The following is a 15,322-nucleotide window of genomic DNA, read 5'->3' as shown; positions in this document are numbered from 1 at the left end:
CGGGCTGCCGGGCTCTTCCGGCGGCGTGTGCGGGGGGACCTTGTCGGATTGAGCGGCTCTGTAAGCAAATTGCGTGCATTGCCGGTTTGCCCTGGAATGGAATGACGATGCTGCTTCGCCGGGTCGATGTCGACCGCTGCGACACCTGGACGCGCTACCGTGCCGGCCTGTGCGACGGCTGCCATGCCCATTGCTGCACCATGCCGGTGGAGGTGCGTCTGCCGGACCTGGTGCGGCTGGGCTTGGTGGACCCTTTCGAGGCCGAGCACGAGTTGCCCAAGCAGATCGCCCGCCGCTTGGAGAAGGCGGGACAGGTCGACCACTTCAACTTCAAGCACGGCATCTTCACGCTGGCGCGCCGCGCCAGCGGGGACTGCCTGTTTCTGGATGCCACGACCCGGCGCTGCACGGTGTACGAGCAGCGGCCGGACACCTGTCGCAAGCATCCTCAGGTGGGGCCCCGTCCGGGCCACTGCCCCTATGGTCCGCGCCGCACGGGCTGAAGACCGGCCGGCCGTCCAGGCGCGGCAGCCGACGCCGCGGCGGGATGGCGTCCTACATCACAGCCGATGCCGGAGCGCCTAGACTGCCACCATGAACAGAAGTCATCCCCTCCGCCTCCTGGGTGCCGCCGCCTTGGCCGGTGCCGCCCTGACCGCCCATGCTACCGACGTGGGTGTGTCCATCAGCGTGGTGCAGCCCGGCGTGTATGGGCGCATCGACATTGGCAACACGGCACCGCCGCCGGTGGTCTACGCCCAGCCGATGGTCATCACGCCCGGGCCGATGGTGGTGCAGCGTCGCCCGATCTATCTGTACGTGCCCCCCGGCCACCAGAAGAACTGGCGCAAGTACTGCGGCCGCTACAACGCCTGTGGGCAGCCCGTGTACTTCGTCCAGGAGGGCTGGGTGCGCGAGCGCTATGACGAACGCGGCCACCGCCCGCCCGGCCCGCCGGGACGAGGCTATGACGATGACGGCCCCGGTCATGGACATGGCCATGGGCATGGTCACGACAAGCACGACCACTGAGCCATGAGCATGGCCCCGGGCCCCTGGCCCTGTCTTGGCCAGGCGCGTCAGGCCCACTGGGAGCGGCGGGTGCCGGTCTGCCTGGTGTCGCCTGGCGAGTCGCCCGCCCGCATCGGTTCGATCGATCGGGCCCATGTGCCGGCCCTGCTGGCGAACGGGGTGCCGCTGACCGAGGCCCCTGACGGCGTGGCGCGCTGGTGGGTGTTGCCGCGCGACACCCGCGACGCTGCGCTGGCCGCCCTGCACCTGCGTCTGCGCGACCAGGGGCTGATCCGCGCCTGGCGCGACGAGCCTTATCCGCTGCTGGACGAGCGGGGTGAACTGCAGGCGGTGATCGAGCGGGCGGCGTCCCGCTTCTGGGGCAGCATCACCTTCGGGGCCCATTGCAATGGCTATGTGGCTGATGCAGATGGTCGGCCCACCCATCTGTGGGTGGCCCGCCGGGCCGACGACAAGCCCACCGATCCCGGCCGGCTGGACAACATGATCGGCGGCGGTGTGCCCCATGGGCAGACCCCGCGCGAAGCCCTGCTGCGCGAGGCCTGGGAAGAGGCGGGGCTGATGCCCGACCAGATGGCTCCGCTGGAGCGGGGGCGGGTCCTCGAGCTGTGCTGCGACATCCCCGAGGGGCTGCAGCACGAATGGCTGCACGTCTATGACCTGGCGCTGCCGCCGGACGTCCAGCCCCTCAACCAGGACGGCGAGGTGGCCTGGCACCGGCTGATGCCGGTGGCCCAGGCCCTGGACCATGCCCGCCAGGGCGACATGACGGTCGATGCCGCGCTGGCCACCCTGGACTTCGCGCTGCGCCATGGGCTGCTCGGCGATGATGAGGCCGCGGCCCTGGCGCCGGCCACCGAGGCCCTGTGGGTGGCGCCAGCGCAGTTTGAGCGCATCGATCCGGCGGTCCCGGGCGGGCGCTGAACGCGCAACGTTCAGAAAAACTGCATTGCTGACTTCAAGCGCGCTGAACCGCGGCGGCCACGGCGCTGCGGACACTGTGAACCAACGCCTCCAGGCGACACCCACAGCTCCCCACATGCCGAAGACATCCGCCTCCACCCGCTACAGCGCCCCGGCCATCTGGCTGCACTGGCTCATGGCTCTGATGATTGCCGGTGTGTTCTTCCTGGGCCTCTACATGGCCGATCTGCCGATGTCCATGACCCGGCTGAAGCTGTTCAACTACCACAAGTGGGCCGGCGTGATCGTGCTGGGCCTGGCCGTGCTGCGCCTGGTCTGGCGCCTGACCCACCGGCCGCCGGCCGATCTGCCCATGCCCGCCTGGCAGCGCCTGGCCGCCCACGGCATGCACCACCTGCTCTATGTGCTGTTCTTCGCCGTGCCCCTGGTGGGCTGGGCCTACAGCTCGGCCGCGGGCTTCCCCATCGTGCTGTTCGGTGTGCTGCCGCTGCCCAGCTTCGTCGACAAGAACCCCGAACTGGCCCAGCTCATCAAGCCCTGGCACGAGACCCTGGCCTGGACGATGGCGCTGCTCGTGCTGGCCCACATCGGGGCGGCGCTCAAGCATCATGTCATCGACAAGGACGGCCTGCTGAACCGCATGCGTCCCGGTCGCGGCTGAGCGAACGCCTCGGTCCGCGCCCCCCAGACATCTCCCACAGGAGTTCTTCCATGACCCGTTCCCTCTTCGCGCCGGCCCTGCTGGCCTCCGCTTTGCTGGCCGCCGCGCCGGCCTTCGCGCAACAGAAGGTGGTGCCCGCCCAGAGCGAGATCAGCTTCACGTCCCACCAGATGGGCGTGCCGGTGGACGGCAAGTTCCGCACCTGGGACGCCCAGATCGCCTTCGATCCGAAGAAGCCTGAAGCCGGCAAGGTGAGCTTCACCATCGACACCGGCAGCGCCACCTTCGGCGTGCCGGAGACCGATGCCGAGGTGCCCAAGGCGCCCTGGTTCAACGCCGCCAAGTTCCCCAAGGCCACCTTCCAGTCCACGGCCATCAAGGCCACCGGCAAGGGCCAGTACGCGGTCAGTGGCCAGCTCACCGTCAAGGGCGCCAGCCAGCCCGTGGTGGTGCCGGTCACCCTCAAGCAGGCCGGTGCCACCACCACCGCCACCGGCACCTTCGCCATCAAGCGCCTGGACTTCAAGATCGGCGAAGGCGAGTGGGCCGACACCTCGACCGTGGCCAACAACGTCGAAGTCCATTTCAAGCTGACCGTGACCGGCGTCGGCGCGCTCTGAGCGTCCGCTGCTCCTCTCTCCCCGTCTCTTTTGCCCCCGTCCCCAAGACCCTTTGAAGGAACACACACCATGAAGATTTCGCTGATCGCCGCTGCTGCTGCCGCTTTGCTGGCCACCGCCGCCCAGGCCGAGCCGGTCACCTACAAGATCGAGCCGACCCACACCTACGCCACCTTCGAGATCATGCACTTCGCGACCTCGACCAACCGGGGCCGCTTCGACAAGAAGGAAGGCACCGTGGTGCTGGACAAGGCCGCCAAGACCGGCAAGGTGGACGTGACGATCGACATGACGTCGATCGACTCGGGCGCCGACGCCTTCAACAAGCACCTGCAGAGCGCCGAAATCTTCGACGCGGCCAAGTACCCGACGGCCCAGTTCGTGGGCGACAAGTTCAGCTTCAATGGCGACAAGGTCACCCAGATCGACGGTCAGCTGACCCTGCACGGCAAGACCAACCCGGTCACGCTCAAGGCCCTGAACTTCAACTGCTACATGAACCCGATGGTCAAGCGCGAAGTCTGCGGTGGCGACTTCGAGGCCAACCTGGTGCGCAGCCAGTACGGCATCGACTACGGCCTGAACTGGGGCTTCCCGGACAACGTGCGCGTCGTGATCCAGGTTGAAGGCGTGAAGCAGTAAGCGGCTTCCACACCGATTGTCCTATCGTCGTTCCCACGACGATCTGGGCGGCGCTCCTCGCGGGGCGCCGCCCTTTTTTGTGGCCGGCCCGTCCGCTCAGGACTTGGAGGCCAGCTCGAAATGCTCCACCACCGGCGGGGCGGCGAAGAAGGGGCCGACGATGGCACGCCAGGTCGTGAAGGCCGGCGACTCGCGGAAGCCCACCGTGTGGTCCTCCAGCGTGTCCCAGTAGATCATCAGCACGAAGCGCTCGGGCGTCTCGATGCAGCGGTTGAGCTTGTAGCCGTTGAAGCCCTTGGCGTGGCGGATGGCCTCGTCCACGCCCCGGGCCACGGCGGCCTCGAAGGCGGCCTGCTGGCCGGGGGTGATGCGGAAGTCGGCAATTTCCAGAATCATGAGCAGTCTCCTCGGGGATCGATGCCGGGCAGTGTGCCATTGCTGCAGCCCCGCGCGGTGCGGGGGATAATTCCATCTTTACCCCGCCGGGTTGTCGCCAGGAGAGTGCCTTGAACCGTGCCGAAGTCGTGAACGCGCCCTTGAACTCCGAGGAGGAGGGCCTGATGGAGGGCACGCTCGACACCACCCGCGTGGATGACCTGCGCATCGGCGCGGTGCGGCCGCTGATCTCGCCGGCCCTGCTGCAGGACGAGATGCCGCTGACGCGCAAGTCCGAGGCCGTGGTGGAGCGCAGCCGGGCCGACATCGCCCGCGTGCTGGCCGGCCAGGACGACCGCCTGATCGTGGTCGTCGGCCCCTGTTCCATCCATGACCACGAGCAGGCCCTGGCCTATGGGCAGAAGCTGCGCGTGCTGCGCGAGGAGCTGGTGGGCGAGTTGGTCATCGTGATGCGGGTCTACTTCGAGAAGCCGCGCACCACGGTGGGCTGGAAGGGCTTCATCAACGACCCGCGGCTGGACGGCAGCTTCCGCATGAACGAGGGCCTGCGCAAGGCCCGGCGCCTGCTGCTGGACCTGACCGCCCTGGGCCTGCCAGCCGGCACCGAGTTCCTCGACCTGCTCTCGCCGCAGTACATCTCCGACCTGGTGAGCTGGGGCGCCATCGGGGCCCGCACCACCGAGAGCCAGACCCACCGGCAGCTGGCCTCGGGCCTGTCCTGCCCGGTCGGCTTCAAGAACGGCACCGATGGTGGCCTCAAGGTGGCGGCCGATGCGGTGGTGGCCGCGGCCGCGCCGCACGCCTTCATGGGCATGACCAAGATGGGCCAGGCCGCGATCTTCGAGACCCGCGGCAACACCGACTGCCACGTCATCCTGCGCGGCGGCAAGAAGCCCAACTACAGCGCCGAGGACGTCGACGCGGCCTGCGCGGCACTGCGCAAGTCGGGCCTGCGCGAGCAGGCGATGATCGACTTCTCGCACGCCAATTCCGAGAAGCAGCACCGCCGCCAGATCGACGTGGCCGCCAATGTGGCCGGCCAGATCGAGGCCGGCGAGCAGCGCATCACCGGCGTGATGATCGAGAGCCACCTGGAAGAAGGTCGGCAGGATCTGGCGCCGGGCCAGGCGCTCAAGCCCGGCGTGTCGATCACCGATGCCTGCCTGGGCTGGACCGACACCGAGCCGCTGCTGCGCCAGCTGGCCCGGGCGGTGGCGGCACGCCGCGCCCGCGGCTGAGGCCACCCCTGACAGGGCTCAGTCGTCCTGCAGTGCCGGGTCGGCGTCCATGAACAGCGAGGGGCGAAAGCCTCCTGCCTCGGCCGGGGTCTCGCCCTCCATGGCCCAGAGGGTCAGCTTCTCCGCCGGCATGGGGCGGGCGAACAGGAAGCCCTGCATCTCGTCGCAGTCCAGCGCCTGCAGCGTGTCGCGCTGGCGCTCGGTTTCCACGCCTTCGGCCACCACCCGCAGGTTCAGGGCATGGGCCATCTGCACGATGGCGGTGACCACCGAGCGTGCGTCGGCACTGTTCTGGATGTCGGTGAACAGGCTGCGGTCCACCTTCAGCTGCTTGACCGGCAGCTTGCGCAGCAGCGCGAAATTGCAGTAGCCGATGCCGAAGTCGTCGATCGACAGGCCCACCCCCAGGCTGGCCAGGCCGGAGAAGCTGCGCACCGCCGCATCGTCCATCAGCACCGATTCGATGATCTCGATGGTCAGCTGCGAGGGATCGATGGCATGGTTCTCCATGGCCTGCTTCAGGCGCGGCAGCAGGCTGTCCTGGCGCAGTTGGTGGGCGGACATGTTGATGGCCGCGCGCATGCGCAGTCCCTGGGAGCGCCACTCGGCCAGTTGCCGGCAGGCTTCCTCGGTCACCCAGTCGCCCAGTTGCCCGATCAGGCCGAAGCGCTCGGCCACCGGAATGAAGACGCCGGGCATCACCAGCCCCCGCTGGGGATGGTGCCAGCGCACCAGGGCCTCCACGCCGGTGATCAGGCCGGAGCGCGCATCCATTTTCGGTTGGTAGTACAGCACCAGCTCATTGCGGGCCAGGGCCTCGCGCAGCTCGGTCTGCAGGGCCAGCTCTTCGCGGGTGTCGTGCTCCATGCGGGGCTCGAAGACGGCGAAGGTGGAGCCGCCCTGGCGTTTGGCCGCGTACATCGCGGCATCGGCACAGGCCAGCAACCGCTGCGGCGGGCCGAACTCGGGCGAGTGGACCAGGCCGATCGAGCAGGAGAGCTTCACCTCCACCGCATGCGGCAGGGTGAAGCTGCGGCCCACGCTGTGCAGGATGCGCTGGGCCAGTGCGGAGGGCGTGCCCTCGGTGTCCACCGCCGGCCGCCGGCAGAGCACCAGGAATTCGTCGCCCCCCACCCGGGCCACCAGGCTGCTGGGGCCGACTTCGGCACGCAGGCGCCGCGCCATTTCCTTGAGCACCAGGTCGCCGGTGGGGTGCCCGAAGGACTCGTTGATCGCCTTGAAGCCATCCAGGTCCACCATCATCACAGCCAGTGGCGTGGCCTTGCCTTCCAGGGTGCGGCTCAGCGCCTTGAGGCGGTGGTCGAAATAGGCGCGGTTGGGCAGACCGGTCAGGGGGTCCTTCAGGGCCTGCTCGCGCAGGCGCCGGTGGGCTTCGCCCAGCGACAGCGAGAGTTTCTGGTCACGCTGGCGTGTCAGCCGGTCCACCAGACCCACGATCACGCCCACCGCCAGGGTGAGGGTCGCACCGGCACCGATCCAGGGCAGTGCCGCCACGGGCAGGCCGTCGGTGTGGGGGATCAGGGGGGCGGCCGGCGGCGTGAGCGCCACCGCCAGGCCCAGGCCCGCGCCGGGCAGCAGCGGGGTGATGCCCTGGCGCCAGTACCAGCGGCCCGGCGTGTGGATGTTCTGGGTCAGCCAGACCATGGCGCCCCCCAGCGTCAGTGCCGTCAGCAACCCTTGCCAGGCCAGCTGTGTGGGCGCGGGGTGTCCCCCCAGACCCCATTCCAGGCTGGCGCGGCACAGCACCCAACTGAGGGCCAGCAGCAGGGCCTGGGCGATGTGGCGCGGCCACGGGGGGGCGATGGCGCGGCCCGCGCCCAGCGCCAGGGCCGTGCCGGCGGTGGACGCGCCCCAGGCGGCGCCTGCCCAGCCCGGCGGCAGCGCGCCCGCGGTATCGAGACCGGAGGTGGCGGTCCAAAGCAGCCAGAGACCGAAGCCGCCCTGCCCCACGGCCAGCGAGCTGCCCAGCATCCAGCCCGCCGCGACGCGCCGGTCCCGTGAACGGGTCCTCAACAGCGCCGGCCCGAGCACGGCGAAACACAGCGCGCCCACGGTCGCACTGAGGAGCGCGCTCGGGCCGATGGCGCTCCAGGGCAGGGACGTGACGGAAGGGGGCATGGTCTCCGGGATATCGGCAGACTCCCCGCATCATTGAGACACCGCCCCCTCGCCGCCCGGCAGGACGGGGGGGCGCCGCTGGGTCAGTGCAGCACCACGGGCTGCTGCGCCAGACCGGCGTAGCCTGCGATGAAGGCATCGACGGCGTCTTCGTCAACCTCGCCCTGGCTCAGGGCCAGGGCCTGCTGGCGGAAGCTGCGGGCCAGATCGCCGTTCAGGAAAATGCCCTTGCCGGACATCTTGTCGACGATCTCGTAGCCGCCCTGGGTGGTGGCGTCAGCCTGATCGGCCTGGACGGGGCTCTCGGGCCACTCGATCTCCAGCACCGAGAAGCTGTCGGAGTTGTAAAGCATGTACATGGCCGTCTCCTGGGAGTTCCCCCGGAGATGGGCCCGTCGGGGCCGAATTCAAGGGGCGGCGATCAGGGCGGCGGTGCGCCGGCCTCCGCCGGCGGCAGCCCGTCGCTCAGCTGCAGTTCCAGCGGCTCGTTGGCGGGCGGGGTGGTGAAGCGTAAGCGCCAGGGCACCAGCCCATGGTCACGGGCCAGCCAGACCTCCACCCGGCTGTCGTAAGGCCCTACCGGTTCGCGCACCAGCCGCCAGGTGCGCACCGGCGCGCCCTGCGGGCCCGGCAGGGTCTCTTCGGCCACCACGGTGAAGCGCCAGAGCTGGTCCTCTCCGCGGGTGGTGAAAACCGGCAGGCTCAGCGTGCTGTGGCCGGCGGCCCAATGCGCCTGCACCGCCGCGGCCAGCATGGGCAGCTGCAGCAGCCAGCTGGCCCGGTCCTGGGCGCCGGGTGGCAGGGGCAGGGTGGTGGAGGGGCCGGAAAAGCTCACCAAGCCCTTGTCGCGCTGGAGGTTGACGGCCGCCAGGTCACGCCCCTGGCGCTGCTCGACCATGCGATCGGGCATCAGGCCGGCCGGGCCCACATGGCCCTGGCTCTGCCAGGCCAGGGTTTCTCGACCGGCCAGCTCGATGCGCCAGGTCAGGCGGTACTGCTGGTCGTTCAGGGGTTGCCAGTCCAGTTGCGCCCGCCCGCTGGCGGGCCCCTTGACCGCCGCGTAGTCCACCAGCCAGGTGGCCGGGCTCACCAGCGGCTGCAGCGCATGGGCCTCGTCGTCGGCCGAGGGCGGCGGGCTGTCCTCGCTCGGCCGGTCCAGATCGGCCTCCTGGCGGGGGCGATCCGGCGGCGGGGCGATGGTCTCCGTGGCGGTTTCCGCCGGGGGGCGGGGCAGGTCTGGGGTCGGCGCGGGCTTCGGCTCCGCTGGCGCCGGGGCCGGGGCTGGTGGTGTGGGGGTTGGGGCCGCCTGTGGCGCGAGCGGGCTCAGCGTCACCACCGGCATGGCGTGGGGCGGGGCGGGGACAGGCCGCACCTGGAAGATGCGCCAGGCCGGGCCCAGCACCCAGCCGTGCAGGGCCAGCACCAGCGCAGTCAGCGCGGCCAGCGCCAGTCGGCGGTGGCGCGGTGCGGGGGTGGGGCGGGGCGGCATGGGGCGGTTTTGGACACAATGGCTGACCGCATTGTCGCCACACCATGAAACTCGCCACCTACCAGGACGGTTCCCGCGACGGCCAGTTGGTCGTCGTCTCCCGGGACCTGCGCACCGCCCATTTCGCCAGCGGCATCGCCACCCGCCTGCAGCAGGTGCTCGACGACTGGGGCTTTCTCTCGCCCCAGCTGGAGGACCTGTCGCGCCAGCTCAACCAGGGGCGCGCCCGGCACGCCTTCGCCTTCGATCCGGCCCAGTGCCTGGCGCCCCTGCCGCGCAGCGGCCAGTGGGTGCGGACCCGCGCCTACCGGGCCCAGCTGGCCCAGGCCTGGCCCGAGCGCGACACCCCGCCCGAGCAGGCCCTGGGCTTGCCCTGGATGGAGCCCGGCAGCAGCGACGGCTTCACGGGCCCCCAGGCCGAGCTGCCGGTGGCCGCCATCGACGACGAGGTGGACTTCGGCGCCCAGTGGGCGGTGATCGCCGGCGATGTGCCGCGCGGCGCCAGCCCGGCGCAGGCGCTGGAGGGCGTGCGCCTGCTGGCCCTGGCCAACGACTGGACCCTGCGCGGCCCGGAGGCCGAGGAGCGGCTGCTGGGCGGCGGGCGGGTGCTGTCCTGCCCGGCCACCGCCTTCAGCCCGGTGGCCCTCACGCCCGACGAACTGGGCGAGGACTGGCAGGCCGGCGTGTTGCACGGGGCGCTGCAGGTCCAGCTCAACGGCAAGGCCCTGGGGCCCTGCCACACCCAGGAGGGGCTGCTCTGGCACATGGGCCAGCTGCTGGCCCACCTGGCGCATCACCGTCCGGTGCGGGCCGGCACGGTGCTGGGCAGCGGCCCGGTGGCCGATGGCCTGGGCCGGGGCGCGGCCTGCCTGGCCGACCTGCGGCTGCAGGTGGCCGCCAGTTCGACCATCGACCCGCCCGGCTGGCTGCAATACGGCGACACCGTGCGCATCGAGATGAAGGGCCGGGATGGCCAGCCGCTGTTCGGCGCCATCGAGCAGACCGTGGTGGAGGTCTCCTGATGCGCCGTTTGTCAATGTGGGGCGCCCGGCTGTGCGGCCTGGGGCTGGCGCTGCTGGCCACGCTGAGCGGGGGCTCCGCCCGCGCCGACTGTCCCCCGGCCGCGGTGCCGCCCGATGCCCAGGCCATCCAGCAGGGCATGGCCCAGGCGCAGAACCACGGTTTTCTCTGGACCCTGGACCGCCAGGGCCACCGGTCCTGGCTCTACGGCACCCTCCATGCCGCCCAGCAGGCCTGGATGTACCCGGGGCCGGCGGTGCTCAAGGCCCTGGGCCAGACCCGCCGCCTGGTGGTGGAGCTGGACATGTCCGACCCGGCCACGCTGGCGGCCCTGCCCCGGCTGGCCCGCCAGACGCCCGACCGGGCCCTGTCGCCCGCGCTGGAAGCCCGGCTGCAGAAGGCGGAGGACGCGGCCTGCCTGGGGCGCGCCCTGAAAGATTGGCGACCGGAGATGCGGGTGACCACGCTGAGCGTGATGTCGCTGCGCGACGAGGGCATCGACCCCGCCTGGGGGGTGGACGGGCTGCTGATCGGCATGGCCAAGGGGCTGAAGCTGCCCGTCACGCCGCTGGAAACGCCCGCGCAACAGATGGCGGCGCTCCTGCAGCCCAGGCGCTCGGCGGCCGAGGCGCTGGTCCGGGACACGCTCGACGAGATGGACCGCGGCGACGACCGCCGCACCCTGCGGCGTCTGGCCCAGGCCTGGGCCGATGGGCATCTGGACGAGCTGGAGACCTATCCCCAGTGGTGCGATTGCCTGAACTCGCCGCAGGAGAAGGCCATGATGCGGCGCCTGCTGAGCGACCGCAATGGCCCGATGGCCGACAAGATCGCCCGGCTGCACGGGGGCGAGGGCGGCCTCTTCGTGGCCGTGGGCAGCCTGCACATGGTGGGTCCCCAGGGTCTGCCCGTACTGCTGGCCGCGCGGGGGTTCACCGTCACGCGGGTGCGCTGGCCCAGCCCGGCGCTGGCGGCTGTTCCGGCCGCCGCTTCGGGCGCAGAATCGGCCTCGTCCGCCGCTTCGTCCGGCGCTGCGCAGGAGCTTGTTCCGTGAGCGAGAGTTCTCCCTTTCCCGCCCTGATGCCGGGCTTCGACTTTCTGCAGGGACTGGTGCGCCAGGCCGGCACCGCCCTGCCGGGCATGAACGCCTGGATCACCCCGACCCTGGACCCCGAAGAGCTGGACAAGCGCATCAGCGAGTTGCGCACCGTCCAGTTCTGGCTGGAGCAGAACGCCCGCCTGCTGGGCACCACCATCCAGGGCCTGGAGGTGCAGCGCATGACGCTGAACACCCTGCGCAGCATGAACGTCTCGATGGGCGACCTGCGCGAGGCCATGGCCATCCGCCCGGCCACCGCGGCCGAGCCGGAGCCCGCGCCTGAACCCGCCCCCGCAGCGCCAGGGCCGGACGCCGCGGCCGATGCAGCCCCGGCCGGCACCGAAGCCGAGGCCGCCCCCGGCATGGTGGACCCGATGCAATGGTGGGGTACCCTGACCCAGCAGTTCGGCCAGATCGCCGCCCAGGCCCTGAAGGACGCGCCGGCCACCGTGCAGGCCATGGCCCAGGCCTCCCAGGCTGCGGCCGCGGCGCCGCAGGCCCGACCGGCCGCGCCACGCCCGCCCGCGGCCACGCCGTCGGCGTCCCGCAAAGCCCCGGCCAAGTCTGCAGCCCGGACCGCCGCCAAGCGCACCGCCCCTGGCAAGTCGCCCGTGCGCGCCGCGGCCAAGAAGGCGGCACCCCGCTGAGACCGAAGTCCCCCGCTGGAACGCCGCCGCCATGACCGATGCCCGCCTGAGCGCTGCCCTGATGGGGCACGCCACCCACCCCGACGCCCACATGGCGCTGGCCCTGGCTGCGGCGCAGCTGGAGGCCCAGCGGGCACAGCGGCCCGGCTTCCAGGCGCGCCTGGGCCTGCTGTACCTGACCGAGGCCTATGCCGGCCAGGCCGAGGCCCTGCTCGACGAGATCCGGCAGCGCTGGCCCGGCTTGCAGGTGGCCGGCACGGTGGGCGTGGGCATTGCGGCCTCGGGCGTGGAGTATTGGGACGAGCCGGCGCTGGCCCTGCTGCTGCTGGACCTGCCCACCGAGCAGTTCCGCGTCTTCAGCGGGCGCCATCCGCTGGAGGGCGAGGCCCCCTGGACCGCCCTGGTCCATGCCGACCCGGCCACGCCAGACCTCTCCGAGCTGGTGGATGAGATGGCGGCGCGCACCGGCAGCGGCCAGCTGTTCGGCGGCGTGGCCAGCGCCCGCAACCGGGCGGTGCAACTGGCCAACGGCGTCTTCGCCGGCGGGCTCTCGGGCGTGGCCTTCGGGCCGGCGGTGGACCTGGTCTCGCGCATGACCCAGGGCTGCCAGCCCATCGGGCCCACCCGCACCGTCACCGCGGCCGAGCGCAACCTGGTGCTCACGCTGGACGAGCAGCCGGCCCTGCTGTTCCTGCTCAAGGACCTGGGCATGCGCCTGAGCGAACCCGATCCGCTGATGCAGCGCCTGCGCAGCGTGCTGGCCGGTCTGACCGATGCCGGCGACGCCGACCGCGCCCGCGGCGGGCAGTTCGGCGTGGACACCCGGGTGCGCCACCTGGTGGGCCTGGACCCGACACGCCAGGCCGTGGCCATTGCCGACTGGGTCGAGCCCGGCCAGCAGCTGGCCTTCTGCCAGCGCGATGTGGAGGCGGCGCGGCGCGACCTGGTGCGTGTCTGCGCCGAGATCCGCGACGAGCTGGCCGGCGACGAGGAGGCCGGCGTGCCTGCGCGGCGGCCGGTGGGGGCGCTTTACATCAGCTGCACCGGCCGCGGCGGCGGGCATTTCGGCGGGCCGTCGGCGGAGCTGCAGATCGTGCGCCACGCGCTGGGCGATGTGCCGCTGGTCGGCTTCTTCGCGGCGGGCGAGATCGCCGGGCGCCACCTGGTCAGCTACACCGGGGTCCTCACCGTGTTCACGGCGCCCGTCGAGGGGCCCGCAGGGTGACACCCCCACGCATCCCGCCCATCCAGTGCCTGCTGGCCTTCGAGGCCCTGGCGCGTTTGCGCAGTGTCACTGCCGCGGGCGAGGCGCTGGCCGTCACCCCCAGCGCGGTCAGCCACCGCATCCGCCAGCTGGAAAGCCAGCTGGGCATCAAGCTCTTCGCGCGGGACTTCAGCCTGACCTCCGAGGGCGCGGCCTACCTGGGGCCGGTGCGCGAGGGCCTGCGCGCGCTGCAGCAGGTGCCCGGCCACCTGCCGGCCAGCCCCAGCCGCGTGCGGCTGCGCCTGGCGGTCACGCCCACCTTCTCGCGCCAGATCCTGCTGCCCCGCCTGGCCCTGTTCCGCCACGCCTACCCGGACATCGAGCTGATCCTGCAGGTGGCCATCCCGCTGGCCGACGTGAAGGCCGAGGAGTCCGACCTGGAGGTGCGCTACGGCACCGGCCCCTACCCGGACGTGGAGCATGTGCGCATCCTCAGCGACGAGGTCACGCCGGTCTGCAGCGCCGAGTACCTCAATGAGTTCGGCCCCTTCGACGGCTTCGACACCGTCGAGAAGGTGGAGCGGGCCCGCCTGATCCGCAGCCCGCTGGACCCTTGGAGCACCTGGTTCCAGGCCCATGGCATCGCCCTGCCGGAGCCCCGGGTGGGAGCGCAGTTCAACGACGTCGGACTGGTGCTGGACGCGGCGGCGGCGGGCTTTGGCGTGGCGCTGATGCGCATGAAGCTGGGCCTGTCCTGGATCGACTCCGGGCGCCTGGTGCGGCTGTCGCCGCGCACCGTGGCCTCGCCCTTCCACCACCACCTGTGCTGGAAGCCCGGCACGATGGAGCGCTGGGAGTGTGCGGCCTTTGCCGACTGGATCAAGGCCGCCCTGGCCTGAGCATCGCGGCCATCGTCCGCTCTGCGGACGACAGGGCCGGCCGCTGCGGCACAGGATGCACCCGCGGTGAGGGGCGGCATGGCACAAGCGCTTGTCCCCGCAAGGGGACGGCACGTTTCACTTTGCCGCAAACTGTGCTGACGCTGCTTTTTTGCCAGACCACCATGAAGAGAAACCAGGCTTTGGACGGATTGCGCGCCGTGGCGGTGCTGATGGTCATGGGAGACCATGCGGTCCTGCCCCATTTCGCCGGTGGCTTCATCGGGGTCGACATCTTCTTCGTGTTGAGCGGCTTCCTGATCTCCGGCGTGGTCATGGACGAATGGCTGCGGGCGGGGGGCTTCAACTTTCGGCGCTTTCTGTACCGGCGCTTCCTGCGCCTGTTTCCCGCGCTGTTCCTCATGGCGCTGCTGGTGCTGCCCGTGGCGGCGGCGATGTCCGGGTCGATCGAGGATGCGGCGCTCGATGCCGGTGCCGCGCTGCTCTACATCACCAACCTGGTGAGGCTGTACGCCCTCCATGAACCCAACCTGTTCTATGGACACACCTGGTCCCTGGGCGTGGAGCAGCAGTTCTATCTGCTGTGGCCTCTCGGGCTGATGGTCTGCTTTCGCAACGCCTTGGGCGTGCGTGCCATCCTGAAGCTCTCGCTGCTGCTGTTGCTCGCCCTGTTGGCGTGGCGGCTGCATCTGGCCCTGTCGCAGGCGCCGCTCCCCCGTCTGTACAACGCACCGGACACCCGGCTTCAGGGCGTTCTGCTGGGGTGTCTGGCGGGCATGGCCCTGCGCGGGCTGGACGCCGCGGCCATCCAGCGGCTGAGCCGGGCGGGGGCCCTGCTGCGCTGGCCGATGGTGGGTGTCGCGATGGCTGTCTTCCTGAGCGTGCGGATCGACACGGGCTATTTCACGTGGGGCCTGCCCCTGATCGAGGCCGTCGCCTGTCTGCTGATTCTGGATCTGCATCTCCGGCCGGAAACGCGGCTGGCCAAGGCCTTGGCCTGGCGGCCGGTGGCACGTCTGGGGGTGGTGTCCTACGGCGTGTATCTCTGGCACTACCCCATCTTCCGGGTCCTCGACGAACTCGTCTGCGCGAGATCGGCGTTCATCTTCCTGGTGGGGGGGGCCTTGTCCGTGTTGATCGCGGAACTGTCATTCAGATTCTGGGAGACCCCCATCCTGGACCGCCAACGGTCGACCGCATCGGCGTCCGCACTGGCCAGGCCGTGAGGACCGCCTGAGCGCGGAAGGCGCATCGCGCCGGTCGCCCAGGGTTAACCCGTGTTTTGAAGAACTCTCACGCGCAGGCCCTGAAA

Annotated in this window: 17 protein-coding genes; 13 read left to right on the top strand and 4 right to left on the bottom strand. The window is 70.8% G+C overall.

Annotated features, from left to right (window positions below; genetic code table 11):
• The first annotated feature begins 107 nt into the window (after positions 1–107).
• The 6 genes from M0L44_RS16030 to M0L44_RS16005 all read left to right on the top strand — a co-directional run bounded on the left by M0L44_RS16030 (position 108) and on the right by M0L44_RS16005 (position 3,879).
• Positions 108–503: a YkgJ family cysteine cluster protein gene (locus M0L44_RS16030; RefSeq protein ID WP_435526432.1), complete on the top strand. Its 396-nt coding sequence runs from the start codon at positions 108–110 to the stop codon at positions 501–503.
• Positions 504–594: 91 nt separating this feature from the next.
• On the top strand, positions 595–1,032 hold the full coding sequence (locus tag M0L44_RS16025; RefSeq protein ID WP_252770815.1) for a hypothetical protein: 438 nt from the start codon (positions 595–597) through the stop codon (positions 1,030–1,032).
• 3 nt (positions 1,033–1,035) lie between these two features.
• On the top strand, positions 1,036–1,956 hold the full coding sequence (locus M0L44_RS16020) for an NUDIX hydrolase (RefSeq protein WP_252770814.1): 921 nt from the start codon (positions 1,036–1,038) through the stop codon (positions 1,954–1,956).
• Between the two features lie 115 nt (positions 1,957–2,071).
• On the top strand, positions 2,072–2,617 hold the full coding sequence (locus tag M0L44_RS16015; protein ID WP_252770813.1) for a cytochrome b: 546 nt from the start codon (positions 2,072–2,074) through the stop codon (positions 2,615–2,617).
• A 50-nt stretch (positions 2,618–2,667) separates the two neighbouring features.
• Positions 2,668–3,237: a YceI family protein gene (locus tag M0L44_RS16010; RefSeq protein ID WP_252770812.1), complete on the top strand. Its 570-nt coding sequence runs from the start codon at positions 2,668–2,670 to the stop codon at positions 3,235–3,237.
• 69 nt (positions 3,238–3,306) lie between these two features.
• On the top strand, positions 3,307–3,879 hold the full coding sequence (locus tag M0L44_RS16005; protein WP_252770811.1) for a YceI family protein: 573 nt from the start codon (positions 3,307–3,309) through the stop codon (positions 3,877–3,879).
• A gap of 96 nt (positions 3,880–3,975) precedes the next feature.
• Here M0L44_RS16005 and M0L44_RS16000 read toward each other — a convergent pair whose 3' ends face one another.
• Complete coding sequence (locus M0L44_RS16000) at positions 3,976–4,275, bottom strand: antibiotic biosynthesis monooxygenase family protein (protein WP_252770810.1); 300 nt, start codon at positions 4,273–4,275, stop codon at positions 3,976–3,978.
• Positions 4,276–4,439: 164 nt separating this feature from the next.
• Here M0L44_RS16000 and M0L44_RS15995 point away from each other — a divergent pair, with 164 nt between their 5' ends.
• On the top strand, positions 4,440–5,513 hold the full coding sequence (locus M0L44_RS15995) for a 3-deoxy-7-phosphoheptulonate synthase (protein WP_252770974.1): 1,074 nt from the start codon (positions 4,440–4,442) through the stop codon (positions 5,511–5,513).
• An 18-nt stretch (positions 5,514–5,531) separates the two neighbouring features.
• Here the strand turns inward: M0L44_RS15995 and M0L44_RS15990 are convergent, their stop codons facing one another.
• The 3 genes from M0L44_RS15990 to M0L44_RS15980 all read right to left on the bottom strand — a co-directional run bounded on the left by M0L44_RS15990 (position 5,532) and on the right by M0L44_RS15980 (position 9,141).
• Positions 5,532–7,652, bottom strand: coding sequence for a putative bifunctional diguanylate cyclase/phosphodiesterase (locus M0L44_RS15990; RefSeq protein WP_252770809.1), 2,121 nt, complete (start codon positions 7,650–7,652; stop codon positions 5,532–5,534).
• Between the two features lie 83 nt (positions 7,653–7,735).
• Positions 7,736–8,011 (bottom strand): BTH_I0359 family protein, encoded by a 276-nt coding sequence (locus M0L44_RS15985; RefSeq protein ID WP_252770808.1) that lies wholly within the window; start codon positions 8,009–8,011, stop codon positions 7,736–7,738.
• A 62-nt stretch (positions 8,012–8,073) separates the two neighbouring features.
• Complete coding sequence (locus M0L44_RS15980; protein ID WP_252770807.1) at positions 8,074–9,141, bottom strand: DUF3108 domain-containing protein; 1,068 nt, start codon at positions 9,139–9,141, stop codon at positions 8,074–8,076.
• A gap of 44 nt (positions 9,142–9,185) precedes the next feature.
• Between M0L44_RS15980 and M0L44_RS15975 the strand changes: the two genes are divergently transcribed.
• From M0L44_RS15975 to M0L44_RS15950, 6 genes are all read left to right on the top strand, one after another.
• Positions 9,186–10,163 carry a fumarylacetoacetate hydrolase family protein gene (locus M0L44_RS15975; protein ID WP_252770806.1) on the top strand — a complete coding sequence of 326 codons (978 nt, stop codon included), beginning with the start codon at positions 9,186–9,188 and terminating at the stop codon, positions 10,161–10,163.
• Positions 10,163–11,215 (top strand): TraB/GumN family protein, encoded by a 1,053-nt coding sequence (locus M0L44_RS15970; protein ID WP_252770805.1) that lies wholly within the window; start codon positions 10,163–10,165, stop codon positions 11,213–11,215. The genes M0L44_RS15975 and M0L44_RS15970 overlap by 1 nt, the downstream gene beginning before the upstream one ends.
• Positions 11,212–11,907, top strand: coding sequence for a PhaM family polyhydroxyalkanoate granule multifunctional regulatory protein (locus tag M0L44_RS15965; protein ID WP_252770804.1), 696 nt, complete (start codon positions 11,212–11,214; stop codon positions 11,905–11,907). Before M0L44_RS15970 ends, M0L44_RS15965 begins: the two co-directional genes overlap by 4 nt.
• A 31-nt stretch (positions 11,908–11,938) precedes the next feature.
• On the top strand, positions 11,939–13,132 hold the full coding sequence (locus M0L44_RS15960; RefSeq protein WP_252770803.1) for an FIST signal transduction protein: 1,194 nt from the start codon (positions 11,939–11,941) through the stop codon (positions 13,130–13,132).
• On the top strand, positions 13,129–14,010 hold the full coding sequence (locus tag M0L44_RS15955) for a LysR substrate-binding domain-containing protein (RefSeq protein WP_252770802.1): 882 nt from the start codon (positions 13,129–13,131) through the stop codon (positions 14,008–14,010). The genes M0L44_RS15960 and M0L44_RS15955 overlap by 4 nt, the downstream gene beginning before the upstream one ends.
• Positions 14,011–14,144: 134 nt before the next feature.
• A complete protein-coding gene (locus M0L44_RS15950; RefSeq protein ID WP_252770801.1) occupies positions 14,145–15,236 on the top strand; it encodes an acyltransferase family protein in 1,092 nt (363 codons plus the stop codon).
• The last annotated feature ends 86 nt before the right edge of the window (positions 15,237–15,322 follow it).

Source organism: Ideonella oryzae, assembly GCF_024055665.1.
GTDB classification, from domain to species: domain Bacteria; phylum Pseudomonadota; class Gammaproteobacteria; order Burkholderiales; family Burkholderiaceae_C; genus Ideonella; species Ideonella oryzae.
Note: the sequence above shows the minus strand (reverse complement) of the source record. Positions and strands in the feature narration are given on the sequence as shown.

Bases quoted from the DNA above. Each gene is read 5' to 3' on its own strand.
- M0L44_RS16025 (WP_252770815.1), top strand. From the start codon at position 595: ATGAACAGAAGTCATCCCCTCCGCCTCCTGGGTGCCGCCGCCTTGGCC.
- M0L44_RS15995 (WP_252770974.1), top strand. From the start codon at position 4,440: ATGGAGGGCACGCTCGACACCACCCGCGTGGATGACCTGCGCATCGGC.
- M0L44_RS16020 (WP_252770814.1), top strand. From the start codon at position 1,036: ATGAGCATGGCCCCGGGCCCCTGGCCCTGTCTTGGCCAGGCGCGTCAG.
- M0L44_RS16030 (WP_435526432.1), top strand. From the start codon at position 108: ATGCTGCTTCGCCGGGTCGATGTCGACCGCTGCGACACCTGGACGCGC.
- M0L44_RS15990 (WP_252770809.1), bottom strand. From the start codon at position 7,652: ATGCCCCCTTCCGTCACGTCCCTGCCCTGGAGCGCCATCGGCCCGAGC.
- M0L44_RS16015 (WP_252770813.1), top strand. From the start codon at position 2,072: ATGCCGAAGACATCCGCCTCCACCCGCTACAGCGCCCCGGCCATCTGG.
- M0L44_RS15975 (WP_252770806.1), top strand. From the start codon at position 9,186: ATGAAACTCGCCACCTACCAGGACGGTTCCCGCGACGGCCAGTTGGTC.
- M0L44_RS16000 (WP_252770810.1), bottom strand. From the start codon at position 4,275: ATGATTCTGGAAATTGCCGACTTCCGCATCACCCCCGGCCAGCAGGCC.
- M0L44_RS15980 (WP_252770807.1), bottom strand. From the start codon at position 9,141: ATGCCGCCCCGCCCCACCCCCGCACCGCGCCACCGCCGACTGGCGCTG.
- M0L44_RS15960 (WP_252770803.1), top strand. From the start codon at position 11,939: ATGACCGATGCCCGCCTGAGCGCTGCCCTGATGGGGCACGCCACCCAC.
- M0L44_RS16005 (WP_252770811.1), top strand. From the start codon at position 3,307: ATGAAGATTTCGCTGATCGCCGCTGCTGCTGCCGCTTTGCTGGCCACC.
- M0L44_RS15985 (WP_252770808.1), bottom strand. From the start codon at position 8,011: ATGTACATGCTTTACAACTCCGACAGCTTCTCGGTGCTGGAGATCGAG.
- M0L44_RS15970 (WP_252770805.1), top strand. From the start codon at position 10,163: ATGCGCCGTTTGTCAATGTGGGGCGCCCGGCTGTGCGGCCTGGGGCTG.
- M0L44_RS16010 (WP_252770812.1), top strand. From the start codon at position 2,668: ATGACCCGTTCCCTCTTCGCGCCGGCCCTGCTGGCCTCCGCTTTGCTG.